This window comes from Streptococcus mitis (assembly GCF_946188695.1).
GTDB classification, from domain to species: domain Bacteria; phylum Bacillota; class Bacilli; order Lactobacillales; family Streptococcaceae; genus Streptococcus; species Streptococcus mitis_DF.
The window spans coordinates 40,417-59,439 of record NZ_CAMHWI010000010.1 but is presented as its reverse complement, the minus strand read 5'-3'; the positions used below and the strand labels follow the sequence as shown (position 1 = coordinate 59,439).

Here is a 19,023-nt window from a genome sequence, read left to right as displayed (position 1 = left end):
TTCTACTCATCTTGAATTGTAATACGATACTGAACACCTGCTTGCTCTGCAGACTCTATAGTAATGCCATAGCGGTCCCCAAAATAGAGCACAAAACGCTCGTGTACATTGGCAATCCCGATAGACTGTTTTTGACCACTGTAGCTGGCCTGGTGTTCAAACTGTCTCTGACTTAGTTTTTCTCGGAGATTTGCCAGCTTTTCAGCCGTCATTCCTCTACCATTATCGACCACTAAAATTTCCACAAAACCATCCTGTTTGAGAGCTTTAATGCTAATCACATTATCTGTCCGTCTGTGGTCAACACCATGTGCGAAATAATTTTCTACTAACGGTTGCAAGGTGAACTTAGGAATCTTCATATTCTCTAACTCTGGGTCTATCTTGAAACCATAGGCAATAGACTTAGGATAGCGAACCATGCAGAGATAGCTGTATTTACGGCAAAATTCTAATTCCTGTTTGAGAAGAGTTTCTCTTTCGCCAGAAATATTGTTCCGCAAGAGACTACTGAACTCATAAATGATATCTGCCAACTCATCTTGACTCTGCATAACTGCGTACATACGCAAAAACTCCAGCGTATTATACATAAAATGAGGATTGATTTGAGCCTGCAGGGCTCGCATATTGGCATCTTTCTGACTAAGCTCTAGCTGATAAATATCATGGATATTCTTTTCCAAACGATCCAACATATCATTAGTGGTCTCTGCTATTAGGAGCAATTCCTGGTCCTTTTCAAGAGTATCGATGCGTAGACCTTCCTCACCTTGGGCAATAGCTTGGATAGAATCCACCAAATCCACTACCTGCTTTTGATAATTGGCAAAAGTCTGCCTCAAAGTCAGATAGAGAATGACAATAAAGAGAAGGCTCAAGCCTACAATCAAAGCAGAGCTAGTCACTGTTCCTTGCAAAACAAAGTTTTTGGGAACTGCCACCTGAACCTGATAGCCATGAGAGGTGAAGCCGACAAACCAGTTCTCATGCTCCCTATTGACCCTCTCACCAATATGGAAAATTTCCGTATCAAAAGGCGATGTCACGGTAACAGCCATCGGGATATGACCTCGGGTATTGTCTACAGCATGGTATAAGATTTCTGGATCCAAGGATATATAAACAACCCCTATGGATTGATCCGTCGCTGGGTCTAAAATAGGAACTCCAAAACTATTGGCCTCCGGTTTAAAGCCTTCCGCAAGTACCGTATGACCACCTCTCTCGTTTCTGCTCGAAACATACACTTCTTTAAAGTCCTGTAAGACGATTGCAACACCCGTTATATAGTCATTTTGGACATAAAGATCATCAATATTTTCATACAGAGAAATAGAAGTTGACGAAGCAGCTTGATGCTCCAACAGCCAATAAAAATACTCAGAAGTTGACAGGCTAAAGTACTTATAAACCCCTTGTATCCGGTCTTGATTGGCTACTAAATCTTGAGCTAGCTGGGCTGACTCGCGATAATAATACTCCACCTCTTCGACTGTTCGAGTGGTTACACGTTGGGCTACTCTTTGAGCTTCCTTTTCCCGTGAATCCCAGTCAGCGTAAGAGAGTAAGATTGCAAAACTCGCAATAATAATCATCATAACTGAACTGTAGGTTCGCAGAAGCGTATGTAGCCAAAACTGCTTCATCCTACTTTGTCGCCAATTTTTCATGGATACTTTCATAGACCGGTTCCAACATATCACTGATAAAGAAATGCCACATCCCAATTCCTACAAAGAAGAGAAGAGCAGGCATATAGTAACCAATTGCCACAAGTAGCACAGTTCCAAGGAGAATCTTGGCCACAGCTGCTAGACTCATAAAGATGCCAATCAAGGATAGTTTGAGACTATTTCGATAGGACAAGTCAAAATAAACTTGTAATTTCAAAGATACTGTATAAGCCAAAAAGATCAGAGCAACTACTAGAACATTCAAAAATGTCGCAATCAAATGAATAATAGTCTGATGAGGCAATTGTACCAAGAGATACAGGCCATAGACCAAAACTAGATCCACTCCTAGAAAGCTATAGAAAATCAGGTTGCTTGAGACAAAATTTTGCTTATAAAGAGACCAAGCCTCCTTCAAACTGTATTCCCGAAAGCTATAACCATGTTCTGCATATAAGCTCATCAAGGTGGCACTAGCCGGCGCTAGACCAAGGATAATCCCTCCTGCCAATGTTAATAGCCAAAAGAAGGCTGTCGCAATCATCCCTAAAAAGAAACGATTAAAGACAAAGTCTAAAAATCTACCCATGATATCCCCCTAAAAATAACTATGAAACTATTATATCATATTTCAAGCGTTTTCAAAAAATTCTAGTGCCCATTTACAATCCCATCAAACCGTGATACAATGAGAATTGTGAAAAAATGATCAGGAGACAATTCATGAAGAAATCTATCTTAACTACACTGCTTTTTGCAGTTCTTTACTTCCTCTGCATGGGGATTGGTGTCCTTTTGGGCAATCTCTTTGACCAAACTGGAAACATGTTTTATGCGCCTGCCTTTACTGCCCTTGTCGGCGGTAGCGTCTATATGATCCTAGTCGCAAAAGTTCCGCGCTTTGGAGCTATTACCACTATCGGCCTTGTCATCGCCCTCTTTTTCTTGGGAACTAAACACGGTGCTGGTGCCTTCCTTCCTGGAATTATCTGTGGTCTGCTAGCAGATGGAGTAGCTAACCTAGGAAAATACAAGGACCAAACAAAGAACTTCCTTTCTTTCATTCTCTTTGCCTTTAGCTCAACAGGTCCAATCTTGCTTATGTGGATTGCGCCCAAAGCCTATATGGCTACCCTTCTGGCAAGAGGAAAATCCCAAGAATATATCGACCGTATCATGGTTGCGCCAAATCCTGGAACCATCCTTTTATTTATCGCAAGTGTTGTCATCGGAGCCCTAGTTGGTGCCTTGATTGGACAAGCCTTGAGTAAAAAATTTGCGCAAAAAATCTGATTACTAAAAAAGAGCCAGGTGGCTCTTTTTATTTATGGCTCAATTTCTTGGTCAAGAAATCTCCCAAGAATTGGATTGCAAAGATAATCAAAATGATAATGATGGTTGCCAAGATGGTCACATCGTGATTGTAGCGGTTAAATCCATAAGCGATGGCCACGTTACCAATACCACCAGCTCCAACCGCACCGGCCATAGCTGTTTCACCAACAAGTGAAATCAAGGTCACAGTCGTCACACGGATCAAATCTGGAAGACCTTCTGATAGGTAAACACCTACGATATCCCAGAATGTCGCTCCACTCGCTTGAGCCGCCTCAATGACACCACCATCTAGCTCAGCCAAGACAACCTGCACCTGACGAGCAAAAAAGGCAAAGACTGCAAAAGATAGGGGTACAATAGCCGCATTTGGTCCGATACTTGTTCCTACGATTAGATGAGAGAAGGGTGACAAGACTGCCAAGAGAATAATAAATGGCACCGCACGGAAAATAGAGGTGATTTTATCCAAAATCCAGAAAACGACCTTATTTTCCAAGACACCACCTGGCGCTGTCAAGACAAGGAAGAGCCCTGCAACAAGCCCCAAGAAACCTCCGATGATGAAAGAAAGAACTGTCATATAAAGGGTTAGGTAGATGGCTGTTCCCCAGCCTGCTTGACCAGCCCAGCCCATCTTATAGACATTTGGCAAATAGGTTTGAATCAATGATTCCATCTTACTGTCCTCCCTTCAATACTTTTAGCTGTACGCCTGCTTGACGAATGGCTTCTTGGGCACCTGCCAACGCTACTTTTTCACCTGATAAGACCACCACCAATTCTCCAACAGGAGTTCCATCGAGGATTTCAATATTTCCATAGAGAATATTAGCCGTTACTTGGTAACGCTTGTACAATTCATTCAAAAGCGGCTCGTCTGTTGAAGCTCCAGCGTACTTGAGTTGCACTAAAAGACTGTTTTCAGACAGATGTTGCACAATTTCTTGCTTCTCAATCTTGACCATGGCTTCGTCAATACCTGTAGCTGTTGAGATAAAGTCTTGAGTCAAAGGTTGTTTAGGATCTGAGAAAATTTCAAGGACACTGCCCTCCTCAATCAAATGACCATCCTGCATAACTGCCACACGATTGGCGATGTCTTTGACAATCTGCATTTCATGCGTAATCAAGACAACGGTCAAGCCTAATTTTTGGTTCAAATCTTGCAACAAGGCCAAAATCTGCTTGGTTGTCTTAGGGTCAAGGGCAGAAGTTGACTCATCTGAAATCAAGATTTTTGGATCATTTGCCAAGGCACGCGCAATGGCCACACGCTGTTTTTGCCCTCCAGATAATTGTGAAGGGTAGTTTTCAGCACGGTCTGCCAAGCCAACCAAGTCCAACAATTTAGCTACTTTAGCCTTCTTTTCTTCCTTGCTGAGTCCAGAGTGTTTAAGGGCAAAGGCCACATTCTCCTCTGCTGTCTTTTGGCTCATCAGGTTAAAATGCTGGAAAATCATCCCGATATCTTGACGTTTACGACGCAACTGCTCTGCCGTCAAGGTAACTTTGCCATCAAAAATCACATCGTCGTCAATGGTAATTTTCCCTGCAGATGGCTTTTGCAAGAGATTAATCACCCGTACAAGGGTTGATTTACCTGCTCCAGAATATCCAACGATTCCATAGATATCCCCTTCTTGGATGTGAATAGTCACATCCTTGACCGCTGTGATGGTTCTCTTCTTTTGGTGAAAAGTCACATCGATCTGATCTAACTTGATAATATCTCTACTCATAGCTTCTAATCAGCTCCTCTACTAATTCAATATGGGTGTAATAATCGGCGATTCGCACATTTTCATCTCCACCGTGGTCTCGGCTGTTGGCATTTCCTAAACCGAAGGCCACCATTGGCACCTCTAGGGCATCAAAGACCGTATGCATAGGCCCTGTCCCCGCTGTCGTCGGCAAGACTGAAACGCCCTGTGGATAGAATTTCTTGGCCAACTCAATAACATTGAGAATGGCTGGTACGCTCATATCGCTTCGATAGCTCATCTCTCCCAAGGTATAGTATAATTCTACCTTATCAAAGCCATTTTTGTCTAGCTGTTTCCGAATTTTTTCCAGAACATCATGCGGTTCTAGGCCAGGAACCAAACGAACCTCTAACTTAGCACTGGCTTCTGCTGGCAAAATCGTTTTAACTCCTTGTCCTTGATAACCTGACTGAATCCCTTCGATATTGAGAGCAGGTTCAAAAAAGAAACGTTTTAGAAAGGCTGCGCGGTCCTCTTGTAAGAGAGGCAATTCCAAACCATAAATCTGGCTGATTTCCCCTGGATTGCGTTGGGCATAGGTATCCACCAAGGCCAATTCTCGTTCATTTGGCTCTTGTACTTCTTCGTACAAGCCTTCAACCAAGATACGGCCATCTGCGGCACGAAGAGACTGTAGGGCTTGAAGGAGGTACCAGGGAGCTGATTCTACAACCCCACCATAACTAGAATGGATATCGACATCAGCGCTTTTTACCTTGGCATCAAAGGTCACAATCCCCTTATTTCCACCAGAAATTTCCAGCTGTTCCAAGGCATTTTTGGTTCCTTGTTCCCAGACCAACAAATCTGCACCACGGAGTTTATCCGCATGTTTTTCCAGATACTTATCTAGGTCTGTCGAAGCTGATTCCTCCGCTCCCTCCATGATAAAACTGATATTGACAGGCAGGTCATCATGGTGCTGCATGTATTTTCTCAAAGCACTCAAACGAGCTGTGATATGACCCTTGTCGTCATCAACCCCACGCCCATACATGAAGCCATTGCGGACCGAAAGCGTAAAGGGCTCCTCTGTCCAGACCTGATCCCCATCCGCTGGCACAGTGTCATAGTGGTTATAGAAAATCAAGGTCTTGGCATCTGGACGCGAACTCTTGAAATGCGCCATGACAAAAGGCGCCGTGTAAGTCTCATCAATCTCCACTTCAGCCCCAACACGCTTGAAAATCTCACCCAGATAGTTGGCAACTTCTTTGAGACCCACCTGTTGGGCAAAGACCGACTTCTTAGAAATCAAGGTACGCAAAACCTCAAAATAATGCTGGGCCACATGATCCTTTTCAAATTTTTCAATCTGTTCTTGTTCGCTAGGAAAAACCATATTCTCTCTACCTTTCTATGAACTACTCTTCCTGACAATCCATGCTCTATACAAAAGCAAGAGGTGGAATTTTCTCTCCCACCTCCCTGTTTCTTATTACCAAACTGGTTGATCCAAACCGTCTGATGTTTCTTCGATAACTTTTTTCACCTCATCTGTGTGGTAAGCTGCGATCACTTTCTTGATAGCATCAGCTTTTGGTGATGTTTCCCAATCTTTTTTCGCAACGATGATGTTGTACCATTGTTTTGAGTTTTCATCAGCTTGTTCTTTGAAAAGTGCTTTCTTGTAGTCCAATTTTGCTTCTGTAACGAAGGTATTGTTTACAACGGCAGCGTCAACTGATGACAATGAACGAGCTGTTTGGCTAGCGTCCAATTCAGTGATTTTCAAGTTCTTTGGATTTTCTTTGATGTTAGCAACTGTTGCAAGAGCAGTTCCTGAAACGTCCAATTTAATCAAGCCAGCTGATTGAAGCAAGTAAAGCGCACGGCTTTCGTTTGTAGCATCGTTCGGTACAGCGATTTCTCCGTTTGCTGGGATGTCTTCTACTTTAGTGTACTTGTTGTCACTTCCATTCAAACCTGAGTAAAGGCGGATTGGAGAGATGTAAGTATCTGCAATCGCTACAAGGTCTTTCCCATTTTCTTTGTTCCAGTTGTTCAAGAAGTTATAGTGTTGGAAAGCGTTCAAGTCTACTTCGCCATCAGCAGTTGCCTTGTTTGGTTGTGAGTAGTCTGTGAACTCTGTAAATTCCAAAGTGATACCGTCTTTTTTTACCAATTCTTGGATTTTGTCCCAACGTTTTTCTTCAGAACCGCTACGGTTAACAGTTGCGATTTTGATAGTTGTTGCATTGTCTGCTTTCTTTTCTGAGTTTCCGCAAGCTGCAAGAGCCAAACCTGCGACTGTAGCAAGAGCTGCTACACCAAGCCATTTTTTGATTTTCATGATTCTTTCTCCTTAAAAATAATACCGTACTAGTATCTCACAATTTGTTTGATTTCACAAATTGTTATTAGATAGTCAGATATATAGTTTAAAACTATATCCTTAAAAACTGAGAAATCACCCATCTTGTTCAGAATGGATGATTTCAAGAAATTATTTAATATCAGCTTCTGCTGGTAGATAAGTGTCTCCAAAGAATTGTTTAGACAACTTTTCAAGAGTTCCGTCTTTGTAGAGTTCTTGGATACGTTTGTCTACAAATGTTTTCAACTCATCTTGACCTTTAGCAAGAAGTGGGTAAACGTAAGGTTGTTGGTCGCTTGGAAGTTCAATGACTTTCAAGTTATCCAAGCCCTGGTTCTTGATGACTGTTTCAACACCGATTTTATCAAAAATCTTGTAGTCAAATTGCCCATCGCTCAAGCGTCCCATGATTTGTTGGAAGTCTGCTCTAGTGTAGTTAAGGACAGTTGGATTATCTGAGTGTTGTTTGTTGTAGTCTTCTAACTGTTTAGCAGATGTTGTCCCTTGAACAACTTCTGTTGATTTTCCACCGATATCATCAAGTGATTTGATGCTAGAGTCGTCCTTCTTCACTACAAGAACGTTAGGGTTTTTAGCTGTTGGAGCTGCATAAAGGTATTTTTCAGCACGTTCTTTGGTGTAGCTGATGTTGTTAACTGCCATTTGGTAACGGTCAGCGTCAAGACCCGCAAAGACACCTGACCACTCTGTCTTCTCAAACTTGACATCATACTTGTCAGAGTCTTTAAAGATAGCGCGAACCACTTCAATTTCATAACCAGTCAATTCACCATTTTCTTCATAGTTGAATGGTTTTGGTGAAGCATTGGTTGCAACGATAATTTCTTTCTTGCTAACTGCTTCTCCTTCTTTCTTAGCACCACCTGAGCAAGCTGCTAGTACACCTGCAGCAACAAGCCCTAGAGCAGCAAGAGATGAGTATTTAACGATTTTTTTCATTTCATTTCCTCCAAAATAGAATACCTTATAATCTTAACAGAAAAAGACCATTTGCGCCATTATATGATATCTATCTCTGTGATAGGTTTTCTTTATGACTGATTTATACTCAATGAAAATCAAAGAGCAAACTAGAAAGCTAGCCGCAGGCTGTACTTGAGTACGGCAAGGTGAAGCTGACGTGGTTTGAATTTGATTTTCGAAGAGTATTAAAAGACCAAACGTAAAACTGCAATCAAGACCACTCCAAAGAGAACTGTTCCGACTAGATTGCGGTAACGAAAGGCCACCCAAGCTGTTGGAAAAACTGCTAAGAAGTCCAGCCATTTAATTTGAGGAAGGCTCCCAACCTTGCCTGTCACTACGCTTGACAGAATCAAGGCAAAGATAATGGAAACGGGCAAGAACTTCAAAAAGCGCTCAACGATAGCAGGCAAGCCCTTATACTTGACCAAGATGAAGGGAATCATACGGGGAATCCACGTCACCAAGCCAGAGAAAATAACTGCTAATAAAAGATACTTACTGACCATCTAAAACCACCCCCATTGTACAACCAAGTAGCGTCGCAAACAGAACAGCTAGCGACTGAGACACCACTGTCAAGAGTAAAAAGAAGGATACCGCAACAACTGCTAGGATAATGAGCAGATTGCGGACTGGAATCCGTCTTTGCATAATCTGGAATTGCGAAGCAAAAATTCCGATAAACATCCCCACCAGAGCAAAATCTAAACCAAAGATTTCTGGATTTGGTAGCAGGCCACCTAGAGCCGTTCCAACCACTGTCCCCACAAACCAAGCCACATAGCTGTTGATATTGTTCCCGTGCATCCACATCGGATTGACCTTGTCTGTATGGGCCAATTCACCCATCAAAACGCCGTAAGTCTCATCCGTCAAGAGACTAGACATACCGATATTTTGCCAGAGACTGGTATGACGGAAATAGGTCGACGCATGCAAACTCAACAAAAAGAGACGCAAATTAATCAAAAAGACCGTCATGGCAATAGCTGCCACAGGCGCTTGAACCGCAATCAAGGCCAACATGGCAAACTGGGCACTCCCAGCATAAACAAAGAGGCTCATCAAGCCCATCTCAACAGGTGTCACATAGGGCGCACCAATAATCCCACAGGCCAGTCCGATACTGATATAACCAAGGGCCGTTGGCATGGCTGCCTGCGCCCCCTCCCAAAATCCTTTTTCTTTCATCTTTCTCCTCGTATTGTCTTAATAAATGGGCTGAATCAGTTCCAGCCACAGCATGGACTATTATAACACATTCAGGAAAGAGAAAAAAGTCTGCTGATTTTGACCATCATAAAAAGACTGGCAATTCAGTCTCAAACACATATTATATAAATTCTCCGCTAAACACTTTCACGGATATTCAGGAGCATGAAAAAGGCGACTAGAAGAAATAGCAATAAAACAAAGCTAGTAGCAATAGTTACTAAAACTAAGATCATTTTTATGAAAAGGATACCTAAAAATGCGATTACAAACAAATATAAGAGTATTCAGCAAGGAAATAAACTAGATGGGTAGAATACCTAGGAACACTCTTCCTAAAATATTACTAAGCAAATGAAATTACAGCAACGGTAAAATTTGACCAATACCATTGTAGACTATATGCAGTCCAATAGGCCAATAAATTGACTTTGTCATTCTAAATAAGACTGCAAATATAAGACCTCCACCCATATAGAAGACAAAGTCTGTCAAGACCCAACCGTGATTACTAATGTGCGAGACCCCAAATAAAACAGCGGAACCAAGTACATCTAGCCCCCATTTCTTTCCTTTTTCCAGAGCAGTCATCACTAATCCACGATAAATCATGTCTTCAAAAATGGGACCTGCAATCACAGGATAAAAAAAATACATCAAAAATGCCGTAGCTCCTGTAAAAGTAGGAGCAGCATGTTGATAAGAAATTTCATTTCGAGTAGGTGGGAAAAGAAAAAAGGTGACAAAATTCCAAGCAACAAAAGCAAGCAGAGCTAGGAAGGAATAGAAAAGATAGGATCTTTTAAACTTTCTATTGTTGATTTTCTGCCACTTCCCCGACCAAATCATAACAATAAGAGCAAATAAAACCACAAGAAAATTCAACATCATATCCGACAGATAATAGGTAAAGTCAGATAGACCAAGAGCAAAGTCGCTAGATAAAACCAGACCACTGAACTTCTGGTCAGCAATAACTAGTAGAGCAGCTATAATAAAGTAGTAGCGTGAGATTATCTTTTTCATCCTATTTTCTCCTATGTTACGAAATAAAGAAAGCCCTAACCCAAACAAAGGCAAGGGCTTTAAATATCAATGACGACGATTAACAGTGGAAGAATCATGGTTAAAATATTTCTTCCAGAAATTAGTGATTGACCAAGGTGCTCCTAAGCCTACTCCAATTCCACCGCCTGGGTTAACCACAGTGTTGCCTCCTCTAACATCTTGCAACTCATCTTCTGTCAATTCCATCGTTTCTGCAAATTGTAAATTTAACATCTTTTATACTCCTTCAATTGTTTTCTTCTTGTAAACCACTTATGCGACCTAGGATTTGCTTTAAGTACTTTACAAGGACAGTATAACACGGAAATTGGGTTATTTTAGAAAATCGCATATTTGATATTTTTTCTTATAGAAATTTCACATTTGCGATTTTAGTAGATTTGATTATTTCACTGGTATAATAAAGTTACTACTAACAAGGAGGGATATAATGATGAAGAAAAGAAAAATCCAACTGATACTCCTGCTTATTTCGGAGTGGGTTATCGTCTTCCCGTTTCTAATTAATCGATAAGTTCTTTGTATTGCTGAAAACGCAATTCGAAGAGGGCTAGCAATTGTGGATTTTCTAATACTTGCAGAGATTGGATAAAGTATTCAATCTCTTTTTGATTGCTTCCTTTGGTTTGAAGAAAGACACTCATCTTCTTTAAAAACTGCCACGATACTTTTTCAAAAACATCGTATGGACGAAGCATGCTCTCCAACTCGGCCTCAAAGATTGGAATATAAGAAAATAGCTTACGCTCCATGAGTTCTGATATAATATTCAGAAATCCACTTTTCATATACAGTCTATTATGTACTAACTCTTTAAATTCCTTGGATTTTTCAAGTAACGAGGTTGATAAAAATATCAAATCTTGGTTGCTCAAGAAGGGCATGGTATTGCAAAAGAGATAGAGTTCAAACCAGGTCCAAGACTCAATAGCATAGAGGTAGGTGGTCAAAAATTCGCTATCCTCCTCTGCTAGCGGATAGCTTTTATCTAAGGAATGGATGGCATCTTTGATTACAATAGCATTCAAACGACGATAGGTCTCTGCCATCTGTTCTTGCTCAACTTCCTCCAACAGTTGCTCTAAACCAGCTATATCTTGGTGGGCAAAGCGATCCACAACCTTTCTACCAATTTGCATATGTAGGGATTCTTGATAATTGTTGAGCTTATGACCAAACTCATCAAAATTCATATTGATCCCTTGGATGGCTAGGATCAACTTATCCGCAGATAGCATAGACTGCCCTAGCTCAAACTTTGACAACTGAGAGGCTGTTAGTCCAGCACAAGCCACATCTGACTGCTTGAGCTTTCTAGCCAAGCGCAATTCCTTGTAAAATTCCCCCAATTCCATTCTCTCAATCATCTTGCCACCTCCTAGATTTTGCATATTATATCATTATTTTTATAGTTTTGTCAAAATATTCTGACACTTTAAAGAGCGAAAAAGCCAGCTCTAAGCTGACTCTTTATTCCATGGTATCAAAAGCGAGGCTTGGTTTGGCATTGAGGTCCAAGCTTGCAAAATTTTCTTTGTTCCACTCGCTGACGCTAGCATAGGCAATCATACCTGCATTGTCTCCGCAGAGGCGCAGTGGTGGGATGATAACCTTGACATCTGTGATTTCAGCTGCTAGGCGTTCTCTGAGGCCTTTATTGGCTGCCACGCCACCAGCTACGACTAGGGTTTTAACAGGATATTTCTCCAAAGCCTTCTTGGTTTTTGCCATGAGAATATCCAGGACAGCTGCTTGGAAAGATGCACACAAGTCCTCTGTTGACAAGCTCTCTCCCTTTTGCTCGGCATTGTGGTGAAGGTTGATAAAGGCAGATTTCAAACCTGAGAATGAAAACTCCAGATTATCTTCCTTAATCATGGCACGAGGAAAATCATAAATATCCTGTCCCTGATGAGCTAGCTCATCAATCTCGCGACCTGCTGGATAGGTCAAGCCCATGACACGGCCGACCTTATCATAGGCCTCACCAACCGCATCATCTCGCGTTTCCCCAACAATCTTGTAATCCCCAGCCTCAGAAACATAAACCAACTCTGTGTGTCCACCGCTGACCAAGAGAGCTAGCAGGGGAAACTCCAAAGGCTCGACGCTCTGAGCTGCCATGAGGTGGCCAGCCATGTGGTTAACGGGAATCAGCGGAAGTCCATGTGCCCAAGCAAAGGCCTTGGCAGCTGACAAACCAACTAACAGCGCTCCAACCAAGCCTGGTCCATAGGTAACCGCGACAGCCGTTACGTCCTCTTCGGTAATCCCTGCTTCTGCCAACGCCTCCTCGATACAGGCTGTAATGACCTCGACATGGTGACGACTAGCTACTTCTGGCACTACGCCCCCAAAACGTTTGTGACTCTCAATTTGACTAGCAATGACATTGGACAAGAGCTCATCGTCGTTTTTCAAGACGGCAACACTAGTCTCATCACAGGATGTCTCAAATGCTAAAATATATCTATCCTTCATCTATTTCTCTCTTCATGATGATGGCATCCTCGACTGGGTCATGGTAGTAGGCCTTTCGCTCAGCGATGACCACCATCTTTTCTTTCTTGTAAAATGCTTGCGCTCGTTGATTTGACTTTCTAACTTCGAGAAAAATCTCCTTGTCTATCGGCAATCGAGCAAACAAGGCTGACGCAATGCCCTGACCCTGATAGGCTCCTTTAACAGCGATTTGCAGGACTTCTGCCTCAAAGATATTTTCCTGCACAGCTAGAAATCCAATCACTTCTGCCCCATCATAAGCCAGAGCATACCAAGTCTGGTCTTGGGACAGGTCTGCTTGGATTTGTTCCAGCCTCCAAGGACTGACTGGGTAAACAGCTGCCATGACAGCGTAGATGGCTTGAGCCAAGTCAGGCTGTCTTTGGATTTGTTTGATTTCTATCATAGGCGTTTAATGTAAGACTCGCCAGACTCAGTATGGTTCTTGAGCCAGTTTTCCTCAGCTTCAACTCGTTTGAGGTAATTCGGCACAAAATCATGCAAGGAATCAGCTTCCTTATCCAAGGCCAAAAGAGCTAGATTGGCTGCATTTGGCAAGGTTTCTTTGAAATTAGTCCTTGGCAAGTGTTCTTGAATCTGCTCCACAAAGGGGCCAACTTCTCCGACAAAGGTTACCTGACTAGCACCCTTGATTAGCTCGATGACTCGCTCAAAAGGCAGGTGTGCTTCTGGCATGACAGATTTGGCATTTTCATAAAATCCTGCATAAACATTGTTACGACGCGCATCCATCAAAGGAACGAACAAGCCTTCTTGCTGGTATGGCACCAGAGCTAAGAGACTCGACATACCAACCAACTCGATGTTCAGAGTGTGAGCTAAGGTTTTGGCAGTCGCTACCGCAATTCGCAAACCTGTGTAGCTACCCGGCCCTTCAGCCACCACGATTCGGTCCAAATCCTTGGGTGTCCAGTCCAAACTTGCCATCAAAAAATCGATGGCAGGCATGAGGGTAATACTGTGATTTTTCTTGATATTAATCGTCGTCTCGGCAAGAACCTGCTTGTCCTCTAAAATAGCCAGAGAAAGAGCCTTGCTGGACGTATCAAAAGCTAATACTTTCATAACACATTCCTATCTTTTTGTCTGCTTACTATTATACTACAAAAGCTGGCACATGGGAATTTTCTTTGCCCCAAAACAAAAAGGCCCTAGCATCAGCAGGGCATCTAAGCATTTAATCCAAAGTAAAATACAAACCAAACGACATAGGTTACGAGGAGGAGAAAAAGCGAGTAGATAGTCACAAAGGTAATCTTCCACAAGAACTTGCTTTGTCGTTGTTCCAGTTTGGCAAACAGAAGATTCCCCGCATAAACGCAAGCAACAAAAACAATAAAAGCTACCAAGCGAGCTCCGATAGCAAAAGCAAATAAGTTATACATAGGGCAACCTCCTTGACTTAAAATCTATATGGAATTATGACAAGCAATAAATTTCACTTCCATTATCAATATAACACATTTTCTTTATTTTTGCAAACGCTTACCTTTTAGTGCTTATGTGACTTTCTCGTTTCCGTCTTTTACTAATTTTTCATTTTATGTTATAATTGAAATAATTGTAACGAATCAAGGTCAATCTAGACACAAAATGGAATGAAATCAAGCAAATATCTGCTAAAAGTTTGGAATAAGCTGACCTGTAAATAGAAAGGAACTATATGATTTACAAAGTTTTTTATCAAGAAACAAAAGAACGTAGCCCACGTCGTGAAACAACACGCGCACTTTACCTAGACATCGATGCCAGCTCAGAACTTGAGGGTCGCATCGCTGCTCGTCAACTTGTCGAAGAAAATCGCCCAGAGTACAATATCGAGTATATCGAACTCTTGTCTGACAAATTGCTAGATTACGAAAAAGAAACTGGCGCCTTCGAAATTACGGAGTTCTAATATGGCCTATACTCTTAAACCTGAAGAAGTTGGCGTTTTTGCCATCGGTGGTCTGGGAGAAATCGGGAAAAACACATACGGGATTGAATACCAAGATGAGATTATCATCGTCGATGCTGGGATTAAATTCCCAGAAGATGACTTGCTTGGTATCGACTATGTCATTCCTGACTACTCTTACATCGTAGACAATATCGACCGCGTCAAGGCTGTTTTGATTACACACGGACACGAGGACCACATCGGTGGGATTCCATTCCTACTCAAGCAAGCAAATGTCCCAATCTATGCTGGACCACTTGCCTTGGCTTTGATCCGTGGGAAACTCGAAGAACACGGTCTCTTGCGCAACGCCAAACTTTACGAAATCAACCACAATACTGAGCTGACCTTTAAAAATCTCAAGGCAACTTTCTTTAGAACGACTCACTCTATTCCAGAACCTTTGGGGATTGTCATTCATACTCCTCAAGGGAAAATTGTCTGTACGGGTGACTTCAAGTTTGACTTAACACCAGTTGGTGAACCAGCAGATTTGCACCGTATGGCTGCGCTTGGTGAAGAAGGCGTGCTCTGTCTCCTGTCTGACTCGACAAATGCGGAAGTGCCAACCTTTACCAACTCTGAAAAAGTCGTTGGCCAGTCCATCATGAAGATTATCCAAGGTATTGAAGGACGTATCATCTTTGCATCCTTTGCCTCAAATATCTTCCGTCTCCAACAAGCAACAGAAGCTGCTGTTAAGACTGGACGTAAGATTGCGGTCTTTGGCCGTTCGATGGAAAAGGCCATTGTCAACGGAATCGATCTTGGCTACATCAAAGCTCCTAAGGGAACCTTTATCGAGCCAAATGAAATCAAAGACTACCCTGCAGGAGAAATTCTGATCCTCTGTACAGGTAGTCAGGGTGAACCTATGGCAGCCCTCTCTCGTATCGCCAACGGAACCCACCGTCAGGTGCAACTCCAACCAGGTGATACCGTTATCTTCTCTTCAAGTCCAATCCCTGGAAACACTACTAGCGTCAACAAGCTGATTAACATCATTTCAGAAGCTGGTGTCGAAGTTATCCACGGTAAGGTTAACAATATCCATACATCTGGACACGGTGGTCAGCAAGAGCAAAAACTTATGCTCCGCTTGATTAAGCCAAAATACTTCATGCCTGTCCACGGTGAATACCGCATGCAAAAAGTCCACGCTGGACTAGCGGTGGATACTGGTGTTGAAAAGGACAATATCTTTATCATGAGCAATGGTGATGTGCTTGCCCTTACTGCTGACTCAGCTCGTATCGCAGGTCATTTCAACGCCCAAGATATCTATGTCGATGGAAATCGTATCGGTGAAATCGGCGCAGCTGTCCTCAAAGATCGTCGTGATCTATCTGAAGACGGTGTCGTTCTGGCAGTCGCAACTGTTGACTTCAAATCGCAGATGATTCTGTCTGGACCAGACATCCTCAGTCGAGGCTTTGTCTACATGAGAGAGTCTGGCGACTTGATTCGCCAAAGCCAGCGTATCCTCTTCAATGCAATTCGTATCGCACTGAAAAACAAGGATGCTAGCGTGCAATCAGTCAATGGTGCCATTGTCAACGCCATTCGCCCCTTCCTTTATGAAAATACAGAACGTGAACCAATCATTATCCCTATGATCCTCACACCAGATGAAGAATAAATTATAAAACAGCCCCGTCTTCGGAGCTGTTTTTCTCTACGCTTTCTTTTGAGGTTAAAACTCAATAAAAATCAAAATCAGACTAGAAGGCTAGGCGAAAGCATAACTTGAGTTAGGTGAGCCGAAGCCGACGACGTATCATTTTGATTTTTGAAGAGTTTTAGAAATACTACGATTTTTACCTTCCAAATACACCATCAAAATAGAAATATCTGCTGGGTTTACTCCCGAAATACGGCTGGCTTGTCCGATGGTTTCTGGATTGATCAGTTTGAACTTCTGACGGGCTTCTGTCGCAATAGAATCAATATCATCCCAATCAATATTGGCTGGAATGCGTTTTTCTTCCATGCGTTTCATCTTGGCAACCTGATCCATGGCTTTGGAAATATAGCCTTCGTACTTGATTTCTGTTTCAATCAATTCGATAATCTTGTCATCCAAGTCCTCTGCAGCTGGTCCGATGAAAGCCACCACATCTTGATAAGAAACTTCTGGACGGCGAAGGAATTCCTTGGCTGTCACTGCATCTGTCAACGGCTTGAAGCCCATCTCCTCAACCTTGGCATTGGTTTCCTTAACTGGTTTGAGTTTGATGCTGTCTAGGCGTTTCATCTCATTTTCAAATTGATTTTTCTTGATTTCAAAGCGATCCCAACGTTCATCATCAACAAGGCCAATCTCACGTCCCATCTCGGTCAAACGCATATCAGCATTGTCATGGCGGAGAATGAGGCGATATTCAGCACGACTGGTCAAAAGGCGATAAGGCTCAATCGTTCCCTTGGTCACCAAGTCATCAATCATGACCCCAATATAACCGTCACTGCGCTTCAAAATAAACTCAGGCTTGCCTTGGACTTTCAAAGCCGCATTGATCCCAGCGATAATCCCTTGGCCAGCAGCTTCTTCATAACCTGATGTTCCATTTGTCTGACCAGCAGTGAAAAGTCCTGAGATTTTCTTGGTTTCCAGAGTTGCACGCAACTGGTGAGGCAAGACCATGTCATACTCAATAGCATAACCTGTTCGCATCATTTCAGCATTTTCCAAACCTTTGATGGAATGAACCAAGTCACGCTGGACATCCTCAGGCAGACTGGTTGAAAGTCCTTGAACATAGACTTCCTCTGTATTGCGCCCTTCTGGCTCAAGGAAGAGTTGGTGACGTTCCTTGTCCGCAAAGCGCACAATCTTGTCCTCAATCGATGGACAGTAACGAGGCCCCACTCCCTTAACCACACCTGTAAACATAGGCGCACGGTGGAGATTGTTTTGAATAATCTCATGACTGGTACCGTTAGTATAGGTCAACCAGCATGGCACCTGATCTTTGACATAATCCTCATCACGTGAAGTATATGAGAAATGATTAGGCGCTTCGTCTCCTGGCTGAATCTCGGTCACATCGTAGTTGATTGAAGAAGCCTTGACACGTGGAGGGGTTCCCGTCTTGAAACGACCGATTTCGAGGCCCAGTTCCTTGAGATTGTCAGCTAGGTTAATAGAAGCTAGGCTGTGGTTAGGACCTGATGAATACTTAAGGTCTCCGATGATAATTTCCCCACGGAGGGCTGTTCCTGTCGTCACGATAACAGCCTTGGCAGCATACTCTTGATGGGTCGCTGTACGCACACCGACAACTTTGCCGTCTTCCACCAAAATCTCATCGATCATGGTCTGACGAAGGGTCAGATTTTCTTGATTTTCAACTGTCTTGCGCATCTCCTTAGAGTAAAGCTCCTTGTCAGCCTGCGCACGAAGGGCACGGACAGCAGGCCCCTTCCCTGTGTTGAGCATCTTCATCTGGATGTAAGTCTTGTCAATGGTCTTAGCCATCTCGCCACCGAGGGCATCGACTTCACGCACAACAATCCCCTTGGCAGAACCACCGATAGAGGGATTACAAGGCATGAAAGCCAGCATTTCAATGTTGATGGTCGCAAGCAGGACCTTACAGCCCATACGGCTAGCGGCCAAAGAAGCCTCAACCCCAGCGTGTCCCGCACCGATTACAATAATATCGTATTCTTCAGTAAAATGATAAGTCATATTTCTCTCCTATTCCTCAAGATGAATGTGTCTTAGTTGGCCGTCCCAATCGAGTAGGGCTATTTTTAAAAAGGCTGGAACTAGATTGATACCCTCAAGCTGGTCCAAGTCAATCCACTCACAGGGCTGCCTTTTCTCATCTTCCTGCATGGTCAATGGGGCATCTTCAAGCAAATCTACCAGATAATGAAACTCGATATTGTGATAGGAAACACCGTCCTGTTCAAAACGATTTTCAACCACGAAAGCTAGTTGCCCAGCTTGAGCTTTGACACCCAGTTCTTCCCTCACTTCACGGACTACCGCGTCTTCCGTGCTTTCATTGACTTGAATCGCACCGCCAATAGTGTAATACTTGCCCTTATCTTTGGTAACTAGGAGCTTACGCTTTTGGACAATCAAGGCTGTCGCCCGAACTCCAAAAACTGTATTTCCTACTCTTGTCCGAAAGTCTTGTTGAGTCATTCCTATCCTTTCCCTTAAACGACACAAAAACAGTCAAAACTCCA

The 19,023-nt window shown here is 42.8% G+C and carries 21 protein-coding genes; 3 read left to right on the top strand and 18 right to left on the bottom strand.

All coding sequences use genetic code 11. The features are described 5' to 3' along the window. Window positions 1-2: 2 nt before the first annotated feature. On the bottom strand, window positions 3-1,673 hold the full coding sequence (locus tag N8L33_RS05780) for a sensor histidine kinase (protein WP_314725983.1): 1,671 nt from the start codon (window positions 1,671-1,673) through the stop codon (window positions 3-5). After that, window positions 1,651-2,265 (bottom strand): YesL family protein, encoded by a 615-nt coding sequence (locus N8L33_RS05775; RefSeq protein ID WP_261059177.1) that lies wholly within the window; start codon window positions 2,263-2,265, stop codon window positions 1,651-1,653. Before N8L33_RS05775 ends, N8L33_RS05780 begins: the two co-directional genes overlap by 23 nt. Before the next feature lie 134 nt (window positions 2,266-2,399). On the opposite strand from N8L33_RS05775, the gene N8L33_RS05770 reads away from it, so the two are divergent. After that, complete coding sequence (locus N8L33_RS05770; RefSeq protein ID WP_261059175.1) at window positions 2,400-2,969, top strand: MptD family putative ECF transporter S component; 570 nt, start codon at window positions 2,400-2,402, stop codon at window positions 2,967-2,969. 28 nt (window positions 2,970-2,997) lie between these two features. Here the strand turns inward: N8L33_RS05770 and N8L33_RS05765 are convergent, their stop codons facing one another. The 14 genes from N8L33_RS05765 to N8L33_RS05700 form a co-directional block, all read right to left on the bottom strand. Continuing rightward, a complete protein-coding gene (locus N8L33_RS05765; RefSeq protein WP_000444647.1) occupies window positions 2,998-3,690 on the bottom strand; it encodes a methionine ABC transporter permease in 693 nt (230 codons plus the stop codon). Between the two features lies 1 nt (window position 3,691). After that, complete coding sequence (locus N8L33_RS05760; RefSeq protein WP_261059172.1) at window positions 3,692-4,753, bottom strand: methionine ABC transporter ATP-binding protein; 1,062 nt, start codon at window positions 4,751-4,753, stop codon at window positions 3,692-3,694. Beyond that, a complete protein-coding gene (locus N8L33_RS05755; RefSeq protein WP_261059170.1) occupies window positions 4,746-6,119 on the bottom strand; it encodes a M20 family metallopeptidase in 1,374 nt (457 codons plus the stop codon). The genes N8L33_RS05760 and N8L33_RS05755 overlap by 8 nt, the downstream gene beginning before the upstream one ends. Window positions 6,120-6,215: 96 nt before the next feature. Further along, on the bottom strand, window positions 6,216-7,070 hold the full coding sequence (locus N8L33_RS05750) for a MetQ/NlpA family ABC transporter substrate-binding protein (protein ID WP_042751775.1): 855 nt from the start codon (window positions 7,068-7,070) through the stop codon (window positions 6,216-6,218). A gap of 153 nt (window positions 7,071-7,223) precedes the next feature. Next, window positions 7,224-8,054 carry an amino acid ABC transporter substrate-binding protein gene (locus tag N8L33_RS05745; RefSeq protein ID WP_033680840.1) on the bottom strand — a complete coding sequence of 277 codons (831 nt, stop codon included), beginning with the start codon at window positions 8,052-8,054 and terminating at the stop codon, window positions 7,224-7,226. Window positions 8,055-8,263: 209 nt separating this feature from the next. Further along, complete coding sequence (locus N8L33_RS05740; protein ID WP_000253936.1) at window positions 8,264-8,587, bottom strand: AzlD domain-containing protein; 324 nt, start codon at window positions 8,585-8,587, stop codon at window positions 8,264-8,266. Continuing rightward, window positions 8,577-9,272 (bottom strand): AzlC family ABC transporter permease, encoded by a 696-nt coding sequence (locus N8L33_RS05735; RefSeq protein ID WP_261059168.1) that lies wholly within the window; start codon window positions 9,270-9,272, stop codon window positions 8,577-8,579. The genes N8L33_RS05740 and N8L33_RS05735 overlap by 11 nt, the downstream gene beginning before the upstream one ends. Before the next feature lie 381 nt (window positions 9,273-9,653). Further along, window positions 9,654-10,319: a CPBP family intramembrane glutamic endopeptidase gene (locus tag N8L33_RS05730; RefSeq protein ID WP_261059166.1), complete on the bottom strand. Its 666-nt coding sequence runs from the start codon at window positions 10,317-10,319 to the stop codon at window positions 9,654-9,656. Window positions 10,320-10,385: 66 nt separating this feature from the next. Next, a complete protein-coding gene (locus N8L33_RS05725) occupies window positions 10,386-10,574 on the bottom strand; it encodes a peptide pheromone VP1 (RefSeq protein ID WP_088777920.1) in 189 nt (62 codons plus the stop codon). A 290-nt stretch (window positions 10,575-10,864) separates the two neighbouring features. Then, window positions 10,865-11,728, bottom strand: coding sequence for an XRE/MutR family transcriptional regulator (locus N8L33_RS05720; protein ID WP_261059164.1), 864 nt, complete (start codon window positions 11,726-11,728; stop codon window positions 10,865-10,867). 103 nt (window positions 11,729-11,831) lie between these two features. Beyond that, the gene (tsaD, locus tag N8L33_RS05715; protein WP_261010132.1) at window positions 11,832-12,842 is read right to left on the bottom strand and encodes a tRNA (adenosine(37)-N6)-threonylcarbamoyltransferase complex transferase subunit TsaD; all 1,011 of its coding nucleotides are present in this window, start codon (window positions 12,840-12,842) and stop codon (window positions 11,832-11,834) included. Next, the gene (rimI, locus tag N8L33_RS05710; RefSeq protein ID WP_261059162.1) at window positions 12,832-13,269 is read right to left on the bottom strand and encodes a ribosomal protein S18-alanine N-acetyltransferase; all 438 of its coding nucleotides are present in this window, start codon (window positions 13,267-13,269) and stop codon (window positions 12,832-12,834) included. Before rimI ends, tsaD begins: the two co-directional genes overlap by 11 nt. Further along, window positions 13,266-13,949 carry a tRNA (adenosine(37)-N6)-threonylcarbamoyltransferase complex dimerization subunit type 1 TsaB gene (gene tsaB, locus N8L33_RS05705; RefSeq protein WP_261059160.1) on the bottom strand — a complete coding sequence of 228 codons (684 nt, stop codon included), beginning with the start codon at window positions 13,947-13,949 and terminating at the stop codon, window positions 13,266-13,268. Before tsaB ends, rimI begins: the two co-directional genes overlap by 4 nt. A 104-nt stretch (window positions 13,950-14,053) precedes the next feature. Next, window positions 14,054-14,269, bottom strand: a complete 216-nt coding sequence (locus tag N8L33_RS05700; RefSeq protein ID WP_261059158.1) for a hypothetical protein — start codon at window positions 14,267-14,269, stop codon at window positions 14,054-14,056. Window positions 14,270-14,547: 278 nt separating this feature from the next. Between N8L33_RS05700 and N8L33_RS05695 the strand changes: the two genes are divergently transcribed. Together N8L33_RS05695 and rnjA are read left to right on the top strand one after the other, a co-directional pair. Continuing rightward, window positions 14,548-14,781, top strand: a complete 234-nt coding sequence (locus N8L33_RS05695; RefSeq protein ID WP_000639572.1) for a DNA-dependent RNA polymerase subunit epsilon — start codon at window positions 14,548-14,550, stop codon at window positions 14,779-14,781. Between the two features lies 1 nt (window position 14,782). Continuing rightward, a complete protein-coding gene (gene rnjA, locus N8L33_RS05690) occupies window positions 14,783-16,462 on the top strand; it encodes a ribonuclease J1 (RefSeq protein ID WP_049521946.1) in 1,680 nt (559 codons plus the stop codon). Between the two features lie 138 nt (window positions 16,463-16,600). On the opposite strand, the gene mnmG is transcribed toward rnjA, so the two are convergent. Together mnmG and N8L33_RS05680 are read right to left on the bottom strand one after the other, a co-directional pair. Then, window positions 16,601-18,514: a tRNA uridine-5-carboxymethylaminomethyl(34) synthesis enzyme MnmG gene (gene mnmG / locus N8L33_RS05685; RefSeq protein WP_261059156.1), complete on the bottom strand. Its 1,914-nt coding sequence runs from the start codon at window positions 18,512-18,514 to the stop codon at window positions 16,601-16,603. Between the two features lie 9 nt (window positions 18,515-18,523). Next, window positions 18,524-18,979: an NUDIX hydrolase gene (locus N8L33_RS05680; RefSeq protein ID WP_261059155.1), complete on the bottom strand. Its 456-nt coding sequence runs from the start codon at window positions 18,977-18,979 to the stop codon at window positions 18,524-18,526. Window positions 18,980-19,023: the final 44 nt, after the last annotated feature.